The organism is Polaromonas sp. CF318 (assembly GCF_000282655.1).
Taxonomy (GTDB): Bacteria; Pseudomonadota; Gammaproteobacteria; order Burkholderiales; family Burkholderiaceae_C; genus Polaromonas.
Map to the genome: position 1 here is coordinate 37,165 of NZ_AKIV01000148.1, position 16,413 is coordinate 53,577.

Sequence of the window (16,413 nt, forward strand, 5' to 3'; positions counted from 1 at the left end):
CAGGTGCCGGCCGGCCTCCCGCTTTTTCCTTACCTTTTCACTTCGCTGATCCCCCGGCGTTTTTGCCAGAAAGCCATTCCCATGAGCCAGTTTGAACGAAGCGGTGCGCGCGCCGCCGATGCCCTGCGCAGCGTGCGCATCACCCGCCACTACACCGCTTACGCCGAAGGCTCGGTGCTGATCGAGTTCGGCGGCACCAAGGTGCTGTGCACCGCCTCTGTCGAGGAAAAAGTCCCCGGCCACAAGAAAGGCAGTGGCGAAGGCTGGGTCACCGCCGAATACGGCATGCTGCCCCGCGCCACCCACACCCGCAGCGACCGCGAAGCCGCCCGCGGCAAACAAAGCGGCCGCACGCAGGAGATACAGCGCCTGATAGGCCGCTCCATGCGTTCGGTGTTCGACTTGAAGAAACTCGGCGAGCGCACCCTACACCTGGACTGCGACGTCATCCAGGCCGACGGCGGCACCCGTACCGCCAGCATCACCGGTGCTTTTGTCGCTGCGCAGGACGCGGTCAACACCCTCATCGCCGGCGGCAAGCTCACGCAAAGCCCCATCATTGACCACGTCGCCGCCATCTCCGTCGGCATCGTGCAGGGCACGCCGCTGCTGGACCTCGAATACACCGAGGACTCCGCCTGCGACACCGACATGAACGTCGTCATGACCGGCGCCGGCAACTACGTCGAAGTGCAGGGCACGGCCGAAGGCGCGGCGTTTTCGCGCAAGGAAATGGACGCGCTGCTGGTGCTCGCCGAAAAAGGCATCGCCGAGCTGGTGGGCCTGCAAAAGCAGGTGCTGGCTGCTTGATTGCCCGCCGCCCATGAAAAAAATCGTACTGGCCTCCAACAACCCGGGCAAGCTCGCCGAGCTCAAGGCCATGTTCGCGCCCCTGGGGCTGGAGCTCGTCAGCCAGACCGAGCTGGGCCTGCCCGAGGCTGAAGAGCCTTTCCGCACCTTTGTCGAAAACGCGCTTGCCAAAGCCCGCCAGGCCTCGCGCCTCAGCGGCCTGCCCGCGCTGGCCGACGACGCGGGCCTGTGCGTCGACGCCTTCGGCGGCCTGCCCGGCGTCGACACCGCTTTTTACGCCACACGCTTCGGTTACACCAAAGGCGACGACAACAACGTCAAGGCCCTGCTCGAGCAGATGGCCCACCTGGCCGACCCCGCCCAGCGCCGCGCCGCGCTGGTCAGCACGCTGGTGGCCGTGCGCTCCGACAAAGACCCCGAGCCCTTGATCGCCTCCGGCCGTGTCGCAGGGCAGATCGCGACGGCGCCCGTGGGCGACAACGGTTTCGGCTTCGACCCCGTGATGTTCATCCCCGAGTTCGGCAAAACCTTTGCGCAACTCCCCGTTGACGTCAAAAACGCCAACAGCCACCGCGGCAAGGCTGCGCGCCAGATGCTGGAACTGATCCGCGAGCGCTGGCTGCCCGCAGCCTGAGACACGCCATGGCCGCGCAGCAAGACATCCAGCACTACATGCGTAGCGGCACGCTGCAGCTGGCCGCGCTGCCGCCGCTGTCGCTCTATGTGCACCTGCCCTGGTGCATACGCAAGTGCCCCTATTGCGACTTCAATTCGCACGAGGCCGTCGGCGAAATGCCCGAGCAGCGCTACATAGACGCCGTGATCGCCGACCTCGAGGCCGCGCTGCCCCTGGTCTGGGGCCGCACCGTGCACAGCATCTTCATAGGCGGCGGAACGCCCAGCCTGTTTTCGCCGCAGGCCATAGACCGCCTGCTGGGCGACATACGCGCGCGCTTGAGGCTCGAGGCCGATTGCGAAATCACGCTCGAAGCCAATCCCGGCACCTTTGAGAAAGACCGCTTCAAGGCCTTCCGCGCGGCGGGCGTCACGCGCCTGTCCGTCGGGGTGCAAAGCTTTGACGACCAGCACCTCAAGGCCCTGGGCCGCGTGCACGACCGTGCCCAGGCCATCGCCGCGGTCGAAGAGGCCGCGCAGGCCTTTGACACCTTCAACCTCGACATCATGTACGCGCTGCCCGGCCAGACCATGGAAAGCCTGGAGCGGGACATGCGCCAGGCCCTGGCCCTGCAGCCTCCCCACATTTCGATTTACCACCTCACGATAGAGCCCAACACCTACTTCGCCAAATTCCCGCCCGTGGTGCCCGAGGAAGACACGGCCTACGCCATGCTCGACAAAATCACCGAGCTGACTGAGGCCGCCGGCCTGCGGCGCTATGAAGTCTCGGCTTATGCCAAAGCCGGCCACCAGTGCTTTCACAACCTCAACTACTGGCAGTTCGGCGACTACTTGGGGCTTGGCGCGGGCGCCCACAGCAAGCTCAGCTTCGCCCACCGCGTGGTGCGCCAGGTGCGCTTTCGCGAACCCAAGCTCTACATGGAAAAAGCCCTGGCCGGCGAAGCCGTCACGCAGGAAACCGAAGTCAGCCGCGCCGACCTGCCGTTTGAGTTCATGCTCAACGCCCTGCGTTTGCGCGAGGGTTTCAAACTGCAGGACTTCACGGAAAAAACCGGCCTGCCCGTCACTGCCATCCGGCAGGGCCTCGAAGAAGCCGAACGCAAAGGCCTGATTGAGCGCGACTTCGCGCGTGTCAAACCGACCGAGCGCGGCTTTGATTTTTTGAACGACTTGCAGTCACTGTTCCTGGCCGGCTGAGCCGCGCGGCCCTTTACGCATGGAAACTCCCGCCCTTATCTTTCTGGTTGTCAGTTGCGCCATCAGTTTCGGCCTGGGCCGGCTGTTTGTTCACTTCCGCGACAAGAAACGCAAAAAGGCGGCCGAAGAGCGCGAGGCCCAGGCGCTGCGCAACCGCCCGCCCGAGCCCGAATCCCTCAACAAGGCCAAACGCAAACGGCAGCTTCAGCAAGCCGCCAAAGGCAAGCGCTGATTCAGCGCATGGATTGCGCAGGGCCCATCAACCGCAGTTGACCCGCGTCACACGGCCCGCGTCATCGACCGTGAGGTTGAGCCGCTCGGCATTGAACTCCATGGTCACGACCTGGTTGGGCCTGAGCACCCGCACCGCCTTCGCGCCAGCGCGCGTGCGCGCCTCATTCTCGAGCGCGGCATCCGCATTGCGGCCCACGGCGAACTGGGCCGGTGCGGCGTTGCAGCGGCTTGACACGGGGGCGGGGTCGGTACCCTGGCCAGTAGCGGGGGCGCTGCCGCAGGCGGACAGCAGAAGGGCGGCGGTGGTGGCAAAGGTTGTGAGGATCGGCAAACGCATGGTGAGTCCTTTCAGGATGTGGCGGCTGGTTTTGGTGCCACATAGGCAGCTTATGTTCAGAATATGTTGTCGAGAGCTTGGCGCTTTCCGAGCGGACTGCAAATAGGCCGACGGTCGATACTTTTGTAGGCGCGGGCCCCAGGAGCGCGAAATGAACGTTTCGCGATTCCAGTCAATGCGGCATGTAGTCGACTGAGGAGGCGGTCGCTTTGAACGACGCAGAGCGCTAACGCGAACACGAGGTCGGGTCGGTTCCACGAATCCACGCTTGAGGCCTTATCTCTTGTGCGCCGATGCGTTGCATGGAAACTTTGTAATAAGCCGAGTCACCATGGGCACATGCCAGTGCAGCGGCCCAGTTTTTATGCACGGGGTCGGGGTAGCGCTTGATAAGGTCATCAAGACTTCTTTTCATGCGTGGCCAATCAAGACGCGTTTCACTAGGGGCTGCACCGCTGAAAACAACGCTTGCATACAGCCGAGCGTAAAGCGACTCGCCCTCACTGGCCTGAAGTTGCTTGGCCCAGCCGACGATGAATGCATCAACAACTTCCCAACTGCCTCCCCATTTGGGAACCAAACGCGTCAAAGCGACTTCATAAAAATCGTAGTAGTTTGGCCAGCGCTTGGCCCCTTCTTCGAAGATGCTGTTCGGATCTGATTTTCCTTCCGCCGCGTCAAGGCTGACCGCAAGCAGCAGGTTTTGCCAGATAGGCGTTTGCTGAAATTCTTTGCGGGCTTCAAGAAGCGACTTTTCGGTCTGAAGCAAACCTTGCTGGAATGACTGCATACCGCCACCCGGAACATCTTTCGCATAACTGGATCCGCGTGCGTTCCAGGCGAGTGCGTATTGGAGCCGGAGATTCGCAAATGCCGGAAATATCGAGTCGGGCTTTTGCTTTTGCCATTCTTTAACCCGTGCACCTTGGCCCGCCTCCACGCCGGGCGCGGGCATTTCACGCCGGAAGAACCAATATGCGGCGCTGGCGCCGGTCTTGCCGGACTGAAATCGCTTGGAATCACGCAACAGGCATGTGAGAGTGGCATCCAGATCCCCGAAGTTTGAGGTCTGGTATAGCTGGCGAAGGTATGAAACGGCTTCGTCATGATTGTTGTAATTGATTTCACTCAGAAGCGAGCAGTCTTTCTGAGAGCCGGGGGACGGTTTCGGTTCAGGGGGATTCGCACTCGCATCGCCGGCGAACAGCAGGAAAGCGCTTGCCAGGATGGCCAGCAAGCGGCTGATTGGTTTGTTCAATCTTATTCCGGCATTGTGCGTGGGCATGGATACTCCTAAAGGCTGGTGCTGGCGATAGTGCAAGACGATGTACTGATGGCTTTGAGGGAACTCAATCCCTGTCTAATGTAGCTTCCGATGGATAGATGCCTGCCCCGCTTCCTGCGGTCTGGAATACCGAGTACCGCCGACTCTGTGGTCTGGGCTCTGTGTCTGGCATACGCTCGGCTGTCACCGCAATCCATGCGGTTAAACTACCCGACTCGGAAGCGTGGCAGAGCGGTTGAATGCAGCAGTCTTGAAAACTGCCGAGGATGCAAGTCCTCCGTGAGTTCGAATCTCACCGCTTCCGCCACTTTCAAATAAGTGGCACCGGCTTTAACGCCAAGCTCATCGCCACTCCGGTTCGGTCTCTCATGGCTGCAACCGCACCCCTCTGTCCGGAGATTCCCTCGTTTGATAGCAGGCTTGCAGCCCGCGCGGCGGCTGTCTTTGCCTGAGCCTGGTGGCTTGTGAGGCCATTTCGGGTGCTTTCATCCTCATTTGCGTGGTTTTTTTGCAGGACTGCGCCCAACGGACGATTTGCAACCAAAAAGCCTCACCAGACCGGGCTTGGGGCAGGCAAAGTTACGCCTTACGTTCGCATTGCAACAAACAGACCCGAAAAAACGGAATTATTTCCCGGAACTATTCCCGCCCAATTCTGAAAACCTTTTTCAGGACAGTGACGAGAAGCGTGGGCGAGGCCATCATAGAAACATCCAGTTACAGCGTAGAAGGGCGCCTTAAATCCTATGACAGTTCCTGCTTTCCACCCCGAAGTCGCCGAGAAGGTGGCAACCGCTTTTGTCAAGGCTACCGGAGCCCGCTGGTCGTTCCCGCGGGTCGATATGCAGGACAAGGGCACTTTCATGTTGATCAGCGTCGATGCGGTATCGCCGGAGGTCCGGGAGGTGGCGCTCCCGGTCAAAGAGTCGATCACGCTGGCGCTCAACGAGGTCATTCCCTCTCATCCGTCGCAAAAATTCGGCAACTGGATGGTGGTGTTTTTCCACGAAGGCAAGATGTACGAAACCGTGCATCCCAGCGAATTCCACACCTGAATTCGTTGGCGTGAGCCTTCAAGCCGCCCAGCGGCACTGCGGCGGCCGCCCCCGCTTCAAGCGGTCTCGGGCTGGCTTTGCTGCAACATTCCCCGGGTTTCAATAAAGCTGATCACTTCGGCCAGGCCGGCCTGGGTTTTAAGGTTTGTCATTACAAATGGTTTCAAACCCTTGGCCGTAGTGCGCATGCGGATGGTGTCTTTTTTCATGACCTCGAGGTCGGCACCCACATAAGGTGCCAGGTCGGTCTTGTTGATCACAAACAAGTCGCTTTTTGTGATACCGGGGCCGCCCTTGCGCGGAATCTTCTCGCCGGCCGCCACGTCGATCACATAAATCGTCAAATCGCTCAATTCGGGGCTGAAGGTGGCGGCCAGGTTGTCGCCGCCGGATTCAACGAATACGACGTCGGCATCGGGGAAATCCACCAGCATGCGGTCTATGGCCTCCAGGTTGATGGAAGCGTCTTCGCGGATCGCGGTATGCGGGCAGCCGCCGGTTTCCACGCCCATGATGCGTTCGGCCGCCAGCGCGCCGCTCACGGTCAGCAGGCGCTGGTCTTCCTTGGTGTAGATGTCGTTGGTGATCGCGACCAGGTCGTACCTGGCCTTCATGCTTTTGCACAGCATCTCGAGCAGCGTGGTCTTGCCGGAACCCACCGGGCCGCCTATGCCCACGCGCAGGGGCGGAAGTTTTTTGCTGCGGTTGGCGATGTGGTGCAAGCTCATGGGCGTACCTTGAAAGAGGATGGTGTAAAGAGAGTCAGGAGCGGAACAGCCGCGAATACTGGGTTTCATGCCGGGCCGACAAAATCGCCAGCATGGGGGAAAAAGCCTGCCGCTCGCCGTCCGGCAGGCGCAACGCCGCTTCCACCGCGGGCGGTATGTCCCGGCTCAGCCGGGCCAGTATGCGCTGGCCGGCGCTCTGGCCCAGGGGCACGGACTTGATCGCGGCCTGCATCATGTTTTCGGCCCAGCCAAAAGCGTAGGCCAGCAGGCAGTCGCGCACACCGGCGGCGGTCTGCGAGGCCGCCAGCGCAAAGGCCACGGGGTAGGTGGGTTGCAGCGCGGCGCAGGCGTCGATGTGCATGGCGCTGGCCCCTTCATGGTTACGCAGCCATTCGAGCAGAGAGCGGCCCATCTGCTCGGTTTGGGCGCGCAGTTCGCTGGTCTCACGGGTTTGCAGCACCCAGGTGTTCAGGCCGGCGATGCGCTCCAGCTTGCCTTCGCGCCAGGCTGGAATGGCCTGGGCAATCACCGCCAGGTCGCCGCGGGCCAGGGCCAAATGGAGCTGGTCGCTGAGCCAGCTGGCGGCCTGGCTTTCCGTCGTGACTTCATCGCCCTCAACGGCGGCCTCCAGGCCCTCCGAATACGAGAAGCCGCCCACCGGCAGGGCAGGCGAGGCCAGCCAGATCAGCTGCAGCAGGCTGGATGCCGCAAGCTGTTCCAGAGGGGCTGCGGGCGTTGTCGGCGCGTCCACGGCGTGCCTAGTGGCTGTGGGGCTTGTGCTTGTGGACCTGGATGGCCACGGGCTTGGCTTCGTGCGCGTGGTCATGGTCATGGTCATGGTCATGGTCATGGTCATGGTCATGGTCATGGTCATGGTCATGGTCGTCATGGCCATGGTTGCAGCCTGGCCCGTGCACATGCGCTACCGGCGCGGCGGCTACGGCAGCAGGCGCATGGCTGTGTCCATGTCCGCCGTGGTCATGGCCATGGTCGTGAGCATGCCCATGGCCGCCCGAGCTGTAAGCGCCGCCCTCGGGTTCAAAGGCTTCTTCGGCCTCATTCACGATCAGGTGCATGGCGCGCAGCATGTCGGCCAGCACATGGTCGGGTTCTATCTTGAGGTGGTCGGGCTTGAGCTCTATGGGTACATGGCGGTTGCCCAGGTGGTAGGCCGCGCGCGTCAGGTCAAAAGGCGAGCCGTGCGAGGTGCAGGCGGTGATGCGCAGCACCGCCTGCGGCGCGGCGATCACCCTGACCATGGAACCATCTTCGGCCACCAGCACGTCGCCGCCGCGCACCAGCGTGCCGCGCGGCAGGAACACACCCAATTGGCGTCCCTGCGAGTCGGTCGCGTCAAAGCGGCTTTTCTGGCGCACGTCCCAGTCGAGCTCGACGGTGGCGGCGCGTTTGACGAGGACAGAGGCCAGGCCCGTGCCCTGGGAAATGACTTTGGAAACCTGAAGCATGAGGCCTTAAAAAAAGCAAAACCTGGAACAAGGTTTAAAAAAGGAAATAACGCTGCGTCATCGGCAGGCTGGTGGCCGGCTCGCAGCCCAGCAGCTGGCCGTCGGCCCGCACCAGGTAGGTCTGGGCATCGACTTCCATTTTGGGCAGGTAGGCATTGTGGACCATGTGCTGCTTGCGCACGCCGCGCACGTTTTTTACCGCGCTCAGGGTCTTGGCCAGGCCGAAGCGCTCCTTGATGCCGGCATTCAGGCCGGCCTGCGAGACAAAGGTCAGCGAGCCCCTGGCGATGGCACCGCCGAAGCCGCCGAACTGCGGGCGGTAGTGCACCGGCTGCGGCGTGGGGATGGAGGCGTTCGGGTCGCCCATGGCCGCCATGGCGATAAAACCGCCCTTGAGGATGACCGAAGGCTTGATGCCGAAAAAGGCCGGTTTCCAGACCACCAGGTCGGCCCACTTGCCGGGTTCGACCGAGCCGACCTCGTGCGAGATGCCGTGGGCGATCGCCGGGTTGATGGTGTATTTGCTGATGTAGCGCTTGGCGCGGAAGTTGTCGTGGCGGTCCGTGTCGCCGGGCAGCTTGCCGCGCTGCAGTTTCATCTTGTGCGCAGTCTGCCAGGTGCGGATGATGACTTCGCCGACTCGGCCCATGGCCTGGCTGTCGGAGCTGAACATGCTGATCGCGCCCAGGTCGTGCAGCACGTCCTCGGCCGCGATGGTTTCCTTGCGGATACGGCTTTCGGCAAAAGCCAGGTCCTCGGCAATGCCGGCGTCCAGGTGGTGGCACACCATCAGCATGTCGACGTGCTCGTCCAGCGTGTTGACGGTGTAGGGCATGGTCGGGTTGGTGGAGGAGGGCAGGAAGTTCTCCTCGCCCACCACGCGCAGGATGTCGGGCGCATGGCCGCCGCCCGCGCCCTCGGTGTGGAAGGCGCAGAGGCTGCGGCCCTTGGTCGCGGCAATCGTGTTCTCGACGAATCCGGATTCATTGAGCGTGTCGCTGTGGATGGCAACCTGGGTGTCGGTGGCTTCGGCCACGTCCAGGCAATTGCTGATGGCCGCCGGCGTGGTGCCCCAGTCCTCGTGCAACTTCAGGCCTATGACGCCGGCGTTGATCTGCTCGTGCAGCGCGGCGGGCAGGCTGGCATTGCCCTTGCCGAGGAAGCCCAGGTTCATGGGGAAGGCGTCTGCCGCCTGCAGCATGCGTTCGATGTTCCAGGGGCCGGGCGTGCAGGTGGTGGCGAAGGTGCCGGTGGCCGGGCCGGTGCCTCCGCCCAGCATGGTGGTGATGCCCGAGGTCAGCGCTTCCTCGATCTGCTGCGGGCAGATGAAATGGATGTGCGAGTCGATGCCGCCGGCGGTGACGATCATGCCTTCGCAGCTGATGATCTCGGTGCCGGGACCAATGATCATGTCGACGCCGGGCTGGGTATCGGGGTTGCCGGCCTTGCCGATGGCCGCGATGCGCCCGCCCTTGAGGCCTATGTCGGCCTTGACGATGCCCCAGTGGTCGATGATGAGGGCGTTCGTCATCACGCAGTCCATGGCGCCTTCGGCCCGCGTCTTTTGCGACTGGGCCATGCCGTCGCGAATCGTCTTGCCGCCGCCGAACTTGACTTCCTCGCCGTAGCTGCCGGCGCGCAAGGTGTAGTCGGCCTCGACTTCGACCAGCAGCTCGGTGTCGGCCAGGCGCAGGCGGTCCCCAACCGTGGGGCCGAACATTTCCGCGTAGGCGCGGCGTCCTATGGTTGCCATTTAGAGTTTTCCTTGGATCAGGCCGCGAAAGCCATAGACGTTTCGTTCACCCGCGAATTCCACGAGTTCCACCGTCCGCTGCTGGCCCGGCTCAAAACGCACGGCCGTGCCCGAAGCGATGTTCAGCCGCATGCCGCGCGCCGCGTCGCGGTCAAATCCGAGCGCGCCGTTGGTTTCGGCAAAGTGGTAATGCGAGCCGACTTGAATAGGGCGGTCTGCCGTGTTTTGCACAACGACAGTCAGCGTGCGCCGGCCCGCGTTGAGCACATGGTCGGGTCCGTCGGTGATCAGTTCTCCCGGAATCATGGTGCCTCCTCAGGCCAGCCGGGCCAGCAGGGTCACGCCAAAGACGGCGACGGCTGCACCGGCCGCGCGCGGCAGCCAGGCGCTTGCGCCGCGCAGCGCCCAGCCGGCACCCAGTCCCACCAGGTGCAGCAGCGCGGTGGCGGCCAGCATGCCCGACAAGGTCGCCCAGGCGCTGGGGGACCCGGCCAGTTCACCACCGTGGGCCAGGCCGTGGAAGACGGCGAACGCGCCGACGATGAGTGCGGCCGCGATGCCGGGCACATGCCAGCGCGTCACGACCAGCAGGCCGGTGACCAGCAGCGAGGCCGCAATCATGGGCTCGACCGCCGGGGTCTGCACACCTTGCAGGCCCAGCAGCGCGCCCGCCAGCAACATGCCGGCAAAGCCCAGCGGGCCCCATAGGAGCTCAGGGCCGGCGCGGCGCGCGGCCAGCGCGCTCCACAGGCCCACGGCCACCATGGCCGCCAGGTGGTCCATACCGGTCAGCGGGTGCACAAAGCCGCTGAAAAAATCCAGGTGCGTGTGCCCGTCCACGCCGGTGTGCGCGAAGGCCGCCGCGGGCAGCAAGGCCGCCAGGGCCAGCAGGGCGCGCAGGCTCCGGGATGAAGGCAGGGTGGAAAAACTCACGGCGATCTCCTGTTGGGCGGGTGTTGTTGTACTTAAACGGAAAGCGGGCGGCACTCAGACAATGGGCTGGTGCACGGTGACCAGCTTGGTTCCGTCGGGAAAGGTCGCTTCGACCTGGATGTCGGGGATCAGCTCGGGAATGCCGTCCATCACGTCGGCGCGGGTCAGCACGGTGCGGCCCTCGCTCATCAGCTGGGCGACGGACTTGCCGTCGCGCGCGCCTTCCATGACGGCGGCGCTGATCAGCGCCACGGACTCGGGGTAGTTGAGCTTGAGGCCGCGGGCGCGGCGCCTTTCGGCCAGCAGGGCAGCCGTAAAAATAAGCAGCTTGTCTTTTTCGCGGGGCGTCAATTCCATGGGGCTCTCTCAGGGCAGGCTGCCGGCTTGGGGATGCTTGCCGGGGTGCAAGAATGGTGCCATAAGACGCTGTCCACGGTCCAGCCTGGGGCGGGCCACCGGGGCGCATGGCACAGAACATGCACCTGAAGACGCTCAATCACTACGCGCCCGGCGCATCTGCCCCCCCATGGACGCCCCGCCCACGCCCCTGCAGCCGCCCTTGCCGCCCGAAGCGGCAGTGGCCGCGCCTGTGGCGGCCGAAGCACCGCCGCTGCAGCGCATCATCAAGGTCAGGCGCGACTACAACAGCTGGGTCGCCAGCGAAACCATGGAAGACTACGCGCTGCGCTTTACGCCGCAGCGTTTTCGCAAGTGGTCGGAATGGCGGGTCGCCAACACCGCCTTTGGCGCGGCCTCTTTTTTGATCCTCGAGGCGGTGGGCGCCACCTTGCTGGTCAAGTACGGCTTCACCAATGCTTTCTGGGCCATCGTCGCCACCGGCCTCATCATTTTCCTGGCCGGCCTGCCCATCAGCATTTACGCGGCGCGCTACGGCGTGGACATGGACCTGCTCACGCGCGGCGCTGGCTTCGGCTACATAGGCTCGACGCTGACCTCGCTGATCTACGCCTCGTTCACCTTCATCTTTTTTGCGCTGGAGGCGGCCGTCATGGCCTATGCGCTGGACCTGGCCCTTGGCATCCCGCCCAGCTGGGGCTATCTGGTCTGCGCGCTGGTGGTGATTCCCCTGGTCACCCACGGCGTGTCCGTGATCTCGCGCCTGCAGGTCTGGACCCAGCCCTTGTGGCTGGTCATGCTGGTCGTGCCCTTTGTGTTTGTGCTGCTGCGCGATCCTGGTGCTTTTTCAGGTGTTCTGCACTATGGCGGTGAGAAGGGTGTGGGCGGCGAGTTTGATCTGCACCTGTTTGGTGCCGCCTTGACCGTGGGCATTGCGCTGATTACCCAGATGGGCGAGCAGGCCGACTATTTGCGCTTCATGCCGGTGCAGACGCCGGCCAGGCGCTGGCGCTGGTGGGGCGGCGTGCTGGCCGGCGGGCCGGGCTGGGTCTTCCTGGGTGTGGTGAAGATGCTGGGTGGCGCCTTCCTGGCCTACCTGGCGATTTCCAACATGGTGCCGCTGGACCGCGCGGTGGACCCGAACCAGATGTACCTCGCGGCCTATGAGTACGTGTTCCCGCACTACGGCATGGCCGTGGCTGCGACCGCGCTTTTCGTCGTGGTGTCGCAGCTCAAGATCAACGTCACCAACGCCTATGCCGGCTCGCTGGCCTGGTCGAATTTTTTCTCGCGCATCACGCACAGCCATCCGGGCCGTGTGGTGTGGGTCGTGTTCAACACGCTGATCGCCTTCATGCTGATGGAGATGAACGTCTTCCAGGCGCTGGGCGACGTGCTGGGCCTGTACTCCAACATCGCCATCGCCTGGGTCATGGCCGTGGTGGCCGACCTGGTCATCAACAAGCCGCTGGGCCTGAGCCCGCCGGGCATAGAGTTCAAGCGCGCGCACCTCTACGACATCAACCCGGTCGGCGTGGGCGCCATGGCCCTGGCCTCGGCGCTGTCGATCACGGCGCACCTGGGGCTGTACGGTGAAATGGCGCAGGCCTTCTCGGCCGTGATCGCCATGGGCACGGCCTTTGTCACGGCGCCCTTGATCGCCTGGGCCACCAAGGGCCGCTACTACATAGCCCGCGGCCCGGCCGTGGCGGCCGGCGAGGGCGCCTACAAACCTTATGCGCTGCAGCAGTGCGTGATCTGCGAGCGCGCCTACGAAGGCCCGGACATGGCCCACTGCCCGGCCTACCAGGGGCCCATCTGCTCGCTGTGCTGCACGCTGGATGCGCGCTGCGGCGACCTGTGCAAGCCGCACGCGAGCCTGTCGGCGCAATGGTCGGGCGCGCTGCGCTGGCTGCTGCCGCGCCGCGCCTGGCCTTACCTGGACACCGGCCTGGGCCACTTCCTGCTGCTGATGCTGATCATCGTGCCGCTGCTGGCCAGTGTGTTCGGCCTGCTTTACCACCAGGAGATCAGCGCGCTGTCGGACTTCACGCCCTCGGAGCCGGCCTTGAAGTCGGGCTTTCTGAAGGCCTATATGGCGCTGCTGGTGATCGCCGGCCTGGTTGCCTGGTGGCTGGTGCTGGCGCACAAGAGCCGGCAGGTGGCGCAGGAGGAATCGAACCGCCAGACACATTTGCTGATGCGCGAGATCGAGTCGCACCGCCAGACCGACGAGGCGCTGCAACAGGCCAAGCGTGTGGCCGAAGAGGCGCGCCACCATGCCGACCAGGCCAACCAGGCCAAGAGCCGCTACATCAGCGCCATCAGCCACGAACTGCGCACGCCGCTCAACAGCATCCTGGGTTATGCGCAGCTCATGGGCGAAGACAGCGCGATACCGCCGCACCGCAAGCAGGCCGTCAGCGTCATCAAGCGCGGCGGCGAGCACCTGCTGTCGCTGATCGAAGGCACGCTGGACATCGCCCGCATCGAGGCCGGCAAGCTCACGCTCAACGTCAAGCCCATGCATTTCGCCGATTGTGTGCACGAGATGGCCGGCATGTTTGAGCTGCAGGCCGCGGCCAAGGGCCTGGCCTTTCACTTCGAGGCCAGCGGCAACCTGCCCGAGCTGGTGCGCGCCGACGAAAAACGCGTGCGCCAGATACTCATCAACCTGCTGGGCAATGCCATCAAGTTCACGGTGCAGGGGCAGGTGACTTTCCGGCTGCGCCATGCGCGCGAGATGGCCTACATCGACATCGAGGACACCGGCCCCGGCATGCGCGAAGCCGAGCTCGCGCGCATCTTCGAGCCCTTCGCGCGCGGTGCCGCGGCGGGCCAGAGCGCCGAAGGCACGCCGGGCGCCGGCCTGGGCCTGACGATTGCCAAGATGCTGACCGACCTGATGGGCGGCGAGATGACGGTGGTCAGCACGCCGGGCCAGGGTTCCATCTTCCGCATACGGCTGTTCCTGCCCGAGGTGCACCTGCCGGCGGGCGCCGCCAAAGAGGCCGCCGTCGTGCCGGCGCGGCGCCGGCCGCGCGGCTACGAGGGCCCGCGCCGCAAGCTACTGGTGGTCGACAACGAGGAGCCCGACCGCGAACTGCTGGTGCAGCTATTGCAGCCCATGGGTTTTGAGCTGCGCACCGCCGCCAGCGGCCACGACTGCCTGGACCTGCTGGCCGCCGGCTATCAGCCCGACGTGATCTTCATGGACCTGGCCATGCCGGGCATAGACGGCTGGGAAACGCTGCGCCGTGTGCGCGGCTCCGGGCATGGGGACATCCACCTGGCCATCGTCTCGGCCAACGCCTTTGACAAGGGCATGGAGAACGACGCCGGCATTCTTCCCGAAGACTTCATCTTGAAGCCCGTGCGCCACACCGAGCTGATCGCCTGGCTGGAGCGGCGCCTGTCGCTCACCTGGCGCTATGACGAGCCGGCCGAGGAGGCTTCGCCCGCGGCCGTACCCCCGCGGCGCGTGCTGCCGGACGCTTCACAGCTGGCCGCGCTGCAGGAGGTGGTCAGCCTGGGCTTTTACCGGGGCATCATGAACATGCTGGCGGAGATAGAACGGCAGCAGCCCGACACCGCCGCCTTTGTCGAAGACATGCGCGTGCTGGCGCGGCAGTTCCAGTTCGAGGCCATGGGCCGCCAGCTCGCCAACCAGGAGGCCAGCCATGAGCAGCGTGCTTGAAGAATCTCCCCTGCTCAATCGCAGCCTGGACCGCACGCTGGACCGGGCCAACAGCGACGTCGTGCTCATCGTGGATGACGTGCCAGACAACCTCTCGGTGCTGCACGACGCGCTCGATGAATCGGGCTATACCGTGCTGGTGGCCACCAGCGGCGAGGCCGCCCTGCAGCGCGCACTGCAGGCCAGGCCCGACATCGTGCTGCTGGATGCGATGATGCCGGGCATGGACGGTTTTGAAGTCGCCAAGCGCCTCAAGGCCATGGCCGAGACCGCCCACATCCCCATTATCTTCATGACGGGCCTGACCGAAACCGAGCACCTGGTGGCCGCGCTGGAGGCCGGCGGCGTCGACTATGTGACCAAGCCCATCAAACCCAAGGAAGTCATGGCGCGCATGGGCGTGCATCTGCAGGGCGCGCGTCGCGCCCGCCAGGAGGCGCGCCAGGCCGGCCAGGCGCGCAACGCGCTGGACGCCTTCGGTTATGCCAGCATCACGGTGCGCATGGGCGGCGCGGCCGACGGCCGGCTGATCTGGCAGACGCCGCTGGCGCGCGAGCTCTTGATGCGCTACTACGGCACGTCGGCGCCGCAAACACCCGAGCCGGTGCTGGCCTGGCTGCGCAGCCACCTGGCGGACGCCGAGCGCCAGGTCGAGCCGCCGCGCCTGGCGGTGGAAATGGGGCCGCGCCGGCTGACCTTCCGGCTGCACCAGCAGACCGGCGACGGCGGCGAAAGCGGCGACGCCGCCGGCCGGGGCGACTGGCTGATCGTGATGCGCGAGATTTCCGACGATGCGGTGGTCGAGGCCATGAGCCTGAGCTTCAAACTCACCGCCCGCGAGGCCGAGGTGCTGTACTGGGTGGTCAAGGGCAAGACCAATCGCGACATCGGCGATATCCTGGGCTCCAGCCCGGCCACCGTCAAAAAGCACCTGGAACGGGTCTATGCCAAGCTGGGCGTGGAAACCCGCACCGCCGCCGCGGGCATGGCCATGAACCGCATCCGCCAGCTGCACCCTCAGTTTGAGGGCTGAGCATATGGCCCCCACGGTCGCTCACTGCGTGTAGCTCCCTGCCCCCCCGAGGGGGCCGCTGCGCCTGCGGCCCGGCAAAGCCGGTTCCGCGGCCCCGGCTGGATTTAAGAGTTCAGGGGATTCAATCAGCGGGGGGCCGAGGGTCCGGCTTGCCGGCCCGAGGCGCCGCCCCCTTGAGGGGGAGCAGGCTACACGAAGTGAGACTGGACAGGGGTGAGCCTGTTCTGCCCGGCAAAGCCGGTTCCGCGGCCCCTGCTTGCAAGAAGAGAAGGCTGGCCTTGCGCTGTACCGGGCTTTATGCAAGCTAATGCGTCAGCGGTTACAATGGCAGCTTCGGTAAAGCATCAGCTTTTTACATCGAAGCCTTTTCCCAACAGGTTTCCTTCTCAAGCGGCGCTTCCCAGAGCCCGAATCCACAGTGTTTTCAGTGCCCATACAGCCCTGAACCCTCTCAGCACTGTTCCGTTTTTCCGGCGAGCACTCTTCCCGACAGTGCCCACGCATGGCTCAACCAGCCCAGCCCCTGACAAGGGCCAGGCGGGTGGACACCGAACACCCGCCGGCTTGCTCGCAAGCCGATTCTCCTTATTTATCAAGCCGGGATACATAACCCGGCACGGACTTTTTATGAACGTAGATCACACCAAAATCGCGGTGGGCAAGTACCTTGTCTCACCACTGGCCAAGCAGCAAGGCGAAGGCTACGCTGCATCGGTCTCCATCCGCTCCGGCCGCGGTAGCGCCACGCACGACCGCGTGCTGCGCTTCAGCGGCCTCTTCGACAGCGCGGCCTCGGCCCTGCAGTACGCGACGGAACACGCCCTGCGCTGGATCCATGAGCGCTCAACGCCGGCCTGCGCATAAGCATTGCCAGCCCTGCCAATAGACA

Annotated in this window: 17 protein-coding genes and 1 tRNA gene; 9 read left to right on the top strand and 9 right to left on the bottom strand. The window is 64.3% G+C overall.

The window, feature by feature from the left end:
• Positions 1 to 81: 81 nt before the first annotated feature.
• From rph to PMI15_RS22905, 4 genes are read left to right on the top strand one after another with little or no spacing between them, the layout of a single operon-like run.
• Positions 82 to 810 carry a ribonuclease PH gene (gene rph / locus PMI15_RS22890; RefSeq protein ID WP_007874750.1) on the top strand — a complete coding sequence of 243 codons (729 nt, stop codon included), beginning with the start codon at positions 82 to 84 and terminating at the stop codon, positions 808 to 810.
• Positions 811 to 823: 13 nt separating this feature from the next.
• Positions 824 to 1,444 carry an RdgB/HAM1 family non-canonical purine NTP pyrophosphatase gene (rdgB, locus tag PMI15_RS22895; RefSeq protein WP_007874751.1) on the top strand — a complete coding sequence of 207 codons (621 nt, stop codon included), beginning with the start codon at positions 824 to 826 and terminating at the stop codon, positions 1,442 to 1,444.
• A gap of 8 nt (positions 1,445 to 1,452) precedes the next feature.
• Positions 1,453 to 2,646: a radical SAM family heme chaperone HemW gene (gene hemW / locus PMI15_RS22900; protein ID WP_007874752.1), complete on the top strand. Its 1,194-nt coding sequence runs from the start codon at positions 1,453 to 1,455 to the stop codon at positions 2,644 to 2,646.
• Between the two features lie 19 nt (positions 2,647 to 2,665).
• Entirely contained in the window at positions 2,666 to 2,878 is a 213-nt protein-coding gene (locus tag PMI15_RS22905) for a hypothetical protein (RefSeq protein WP_007874753.1), read from the top strand.
• Positions 2,879 to 2,905: 27 nt separating this feature from the next.
• Here PMI15_RS22905 and PMI15_RS22910 read toward each other — a convergent pair whose 3' ends face one another.
• Positions 2,906 to 3,217: an I78 family peptidase inhibitor gene (locus PMI15_RS22910; protein WP_007874754.1), complete on the bottom strand. Its 312-nt coding sequence runs from the start codon at positions 3,215 to 3,217 to the stop codon at positions 2,906 to 2,908.
• A 226-nt stretch (positions 3,218 to 3,443) separates the two neighbouring features.
• On the bottom strand, positions 3,444 to 4,502 hold the full coding sequence (locus PMI15_RS25000) for a hypothetical protein (RefSeq protein ID WP_007874755.1): 1,059 nt from the start codon (positions 4,500 to 4,502) through the stop codon (positions 3,444 to 3,446).
• Positions 4,503 to 4,719: 217 nt separating this feature from the next.
• Between PMI15_RS25000 and PMI15_RS22920 the strand changes: the two genes are divergently transcribed.
• Positions 4,720 to 4,809, top strand: a tRNA-Ser gene (locus tag PMI15_RS22920).
• 439 nt (positions 4,810 to 5,248) lie between these two features.
• The gene (locus tag PMI15_RS22925) at positions 5,249 to 5,557 is read left to right on the top strand and encodes a hypothetical protein (RefSeq protein ID WP_007874756.1); all 309 of its coding nucleotides are present in this window, start codon (positions 5,249 to 5,251) and stop codon (positions 5,555 to 5,557) included.
• A 56-nt stretch (positions 5,558 to 5,613) separates the two neighbouring features.
• Here the strand turns inward: PMI15_RS22925 and ureG are convergent, their stop codons facing one another.
• Genes ureG through PMI15_RS22960 form a run of 7 tightly spaced genes read right to left on the bottom strand, consistent with a single transcriptional unit; the run spans position 5,614 to position 10,794 of the window.
• Positions 5,614 to 6,285 carry an urease accessory protein UreG gene (ureG, locus tag PMI15_RS22930; RefSeq protein WP_007874757.1) on the bottom strand — a complete coding sequence of 224 codons (672 nt, stop codon included), beginning with the start codon at positions 6,283 to 6,285 and terminating at the stop codon, positions 5,614 to 5,616.
• A 34-nt stretch (positions 6,286 to 6,319) separates the two neighbouring features.
• Positions 6,320 to 7,036 carry an urease accessory protein UreF gene (locus PMI15_RS22935; RefSeq protein ID WP_007874758.1) on the bottom strand — a complete coding sequence of 239 codons (717 nt, stop codon included), beginning with the start codon at positions 7,034 to 7,036 and terminating at the stop codon, positions 6,320 to 6,322.
• Between the two features lie 7 nt (positions 7,037 to 7,043).
• Positions 7,044 to 7,751: an urease accessory protein UreE gene (gene ureE, locus PMI15_RS22940; RefSeq protein ID WP_007874759.1), complete on the bottom strand. Its 708-nt coding sequence runs from the start codon at positions 7,749 to 7,751 to the stop codon at positions 7,044 to 7,046.
• A gap of 34 nt (positions 7,752 to 7,785) precedes the next feature.
• Entirely contained in the window at positions 7,786 to 9,504 is a 1,719-nt protein-coding gene (gene ureC, locus PMI15_RS22945) for an urease subunit alpha (protein ID WP_007874760.1), read from the bottom strand.
• Positions 9,505 to 9,810, bottom strand: a complete 306-nt coding sequence (locus PMI15_RS22950; RefSeq protein WP_007874761.1) for an urease subunit beta — start codon at positions 9,808 to 9,810, stop codon at positions 9,505 to 9,507.
• 9 nt (positions 9,811 to 9,819) lie between these two features.
• Positions 9,820 to 10,437 carry a HupE/UreJ family protein gene (locus PMI15_RS22955; RefSeq protein ID WP_007874762.1) on the bottom strand — a complete coding sequence of 206 codons (618 nt, stop codon included), beginning with the start codon at positions 10,435 to 10,437 and terminating at the stop codon, positions 9,820 to 9,822.
• Positions 10,438 to 10,491: 54 nt separating this feature from the next.
• Positions 10,492 to 10,794, bottom strand: coding sequence for an urease subunit gamma (locus PMI15_RS22960; RefSeq protein ID WP_007874763.1), 303 nt, complete (start codon positions 10,792 to 10,794; stop codon positions 10,492 to 10,494).
• A 169-nt stretch (positions 10,795 to 10,963) separates the two neighbouring features.
• Between PMI15_RS22960 and PMI15_RS22965 the strand changes: the two genes are divergently transcribed.
• From PMI15_RS22965 to PMI15_RS22975, 3 genes are all read left to right on the top strand, one after another.
• On the top strand, positions 10,964 to 14,491 hold the full coding sequence (locus PMI15_RS22965) for an ATP-binding protein (protein WP_007874764.1): 3,528 nt from the start codon (positions 10,964 to 10,966) through the stop codon (positions 14,489 to 14,491).
• Positions 14,475 to 15,524, top strand: a complete 1,050-nt coding sequence (locus PMI15_RS22970) for a response regulator transcription factor (protein WP_007874765.1) — start codon at positions 14,475 to 14,477, stop codon at positions 15,522 to 15,524. The genes PMI15_RS22965 and PMI15_RS22970 overlap by 17 nt, the downstream gene beginning before the upstream one ends.
• 627 nt (positions 15,525 to 16,151) lie before the next feature.
• On the top strand, positions 16,152 to 16,388 hold the full coding sequence (locus PMI15_RS22975; RefSeq protein ID WP_007874776.1) for a hypothetical protein: 237 nt from the start codon (positions 16,152 to 16,154) through the stop codon (positions 16,386 to 16,388).
• Positions 16,389 to 16,413 lie beyond the last annotated feature (25 nt).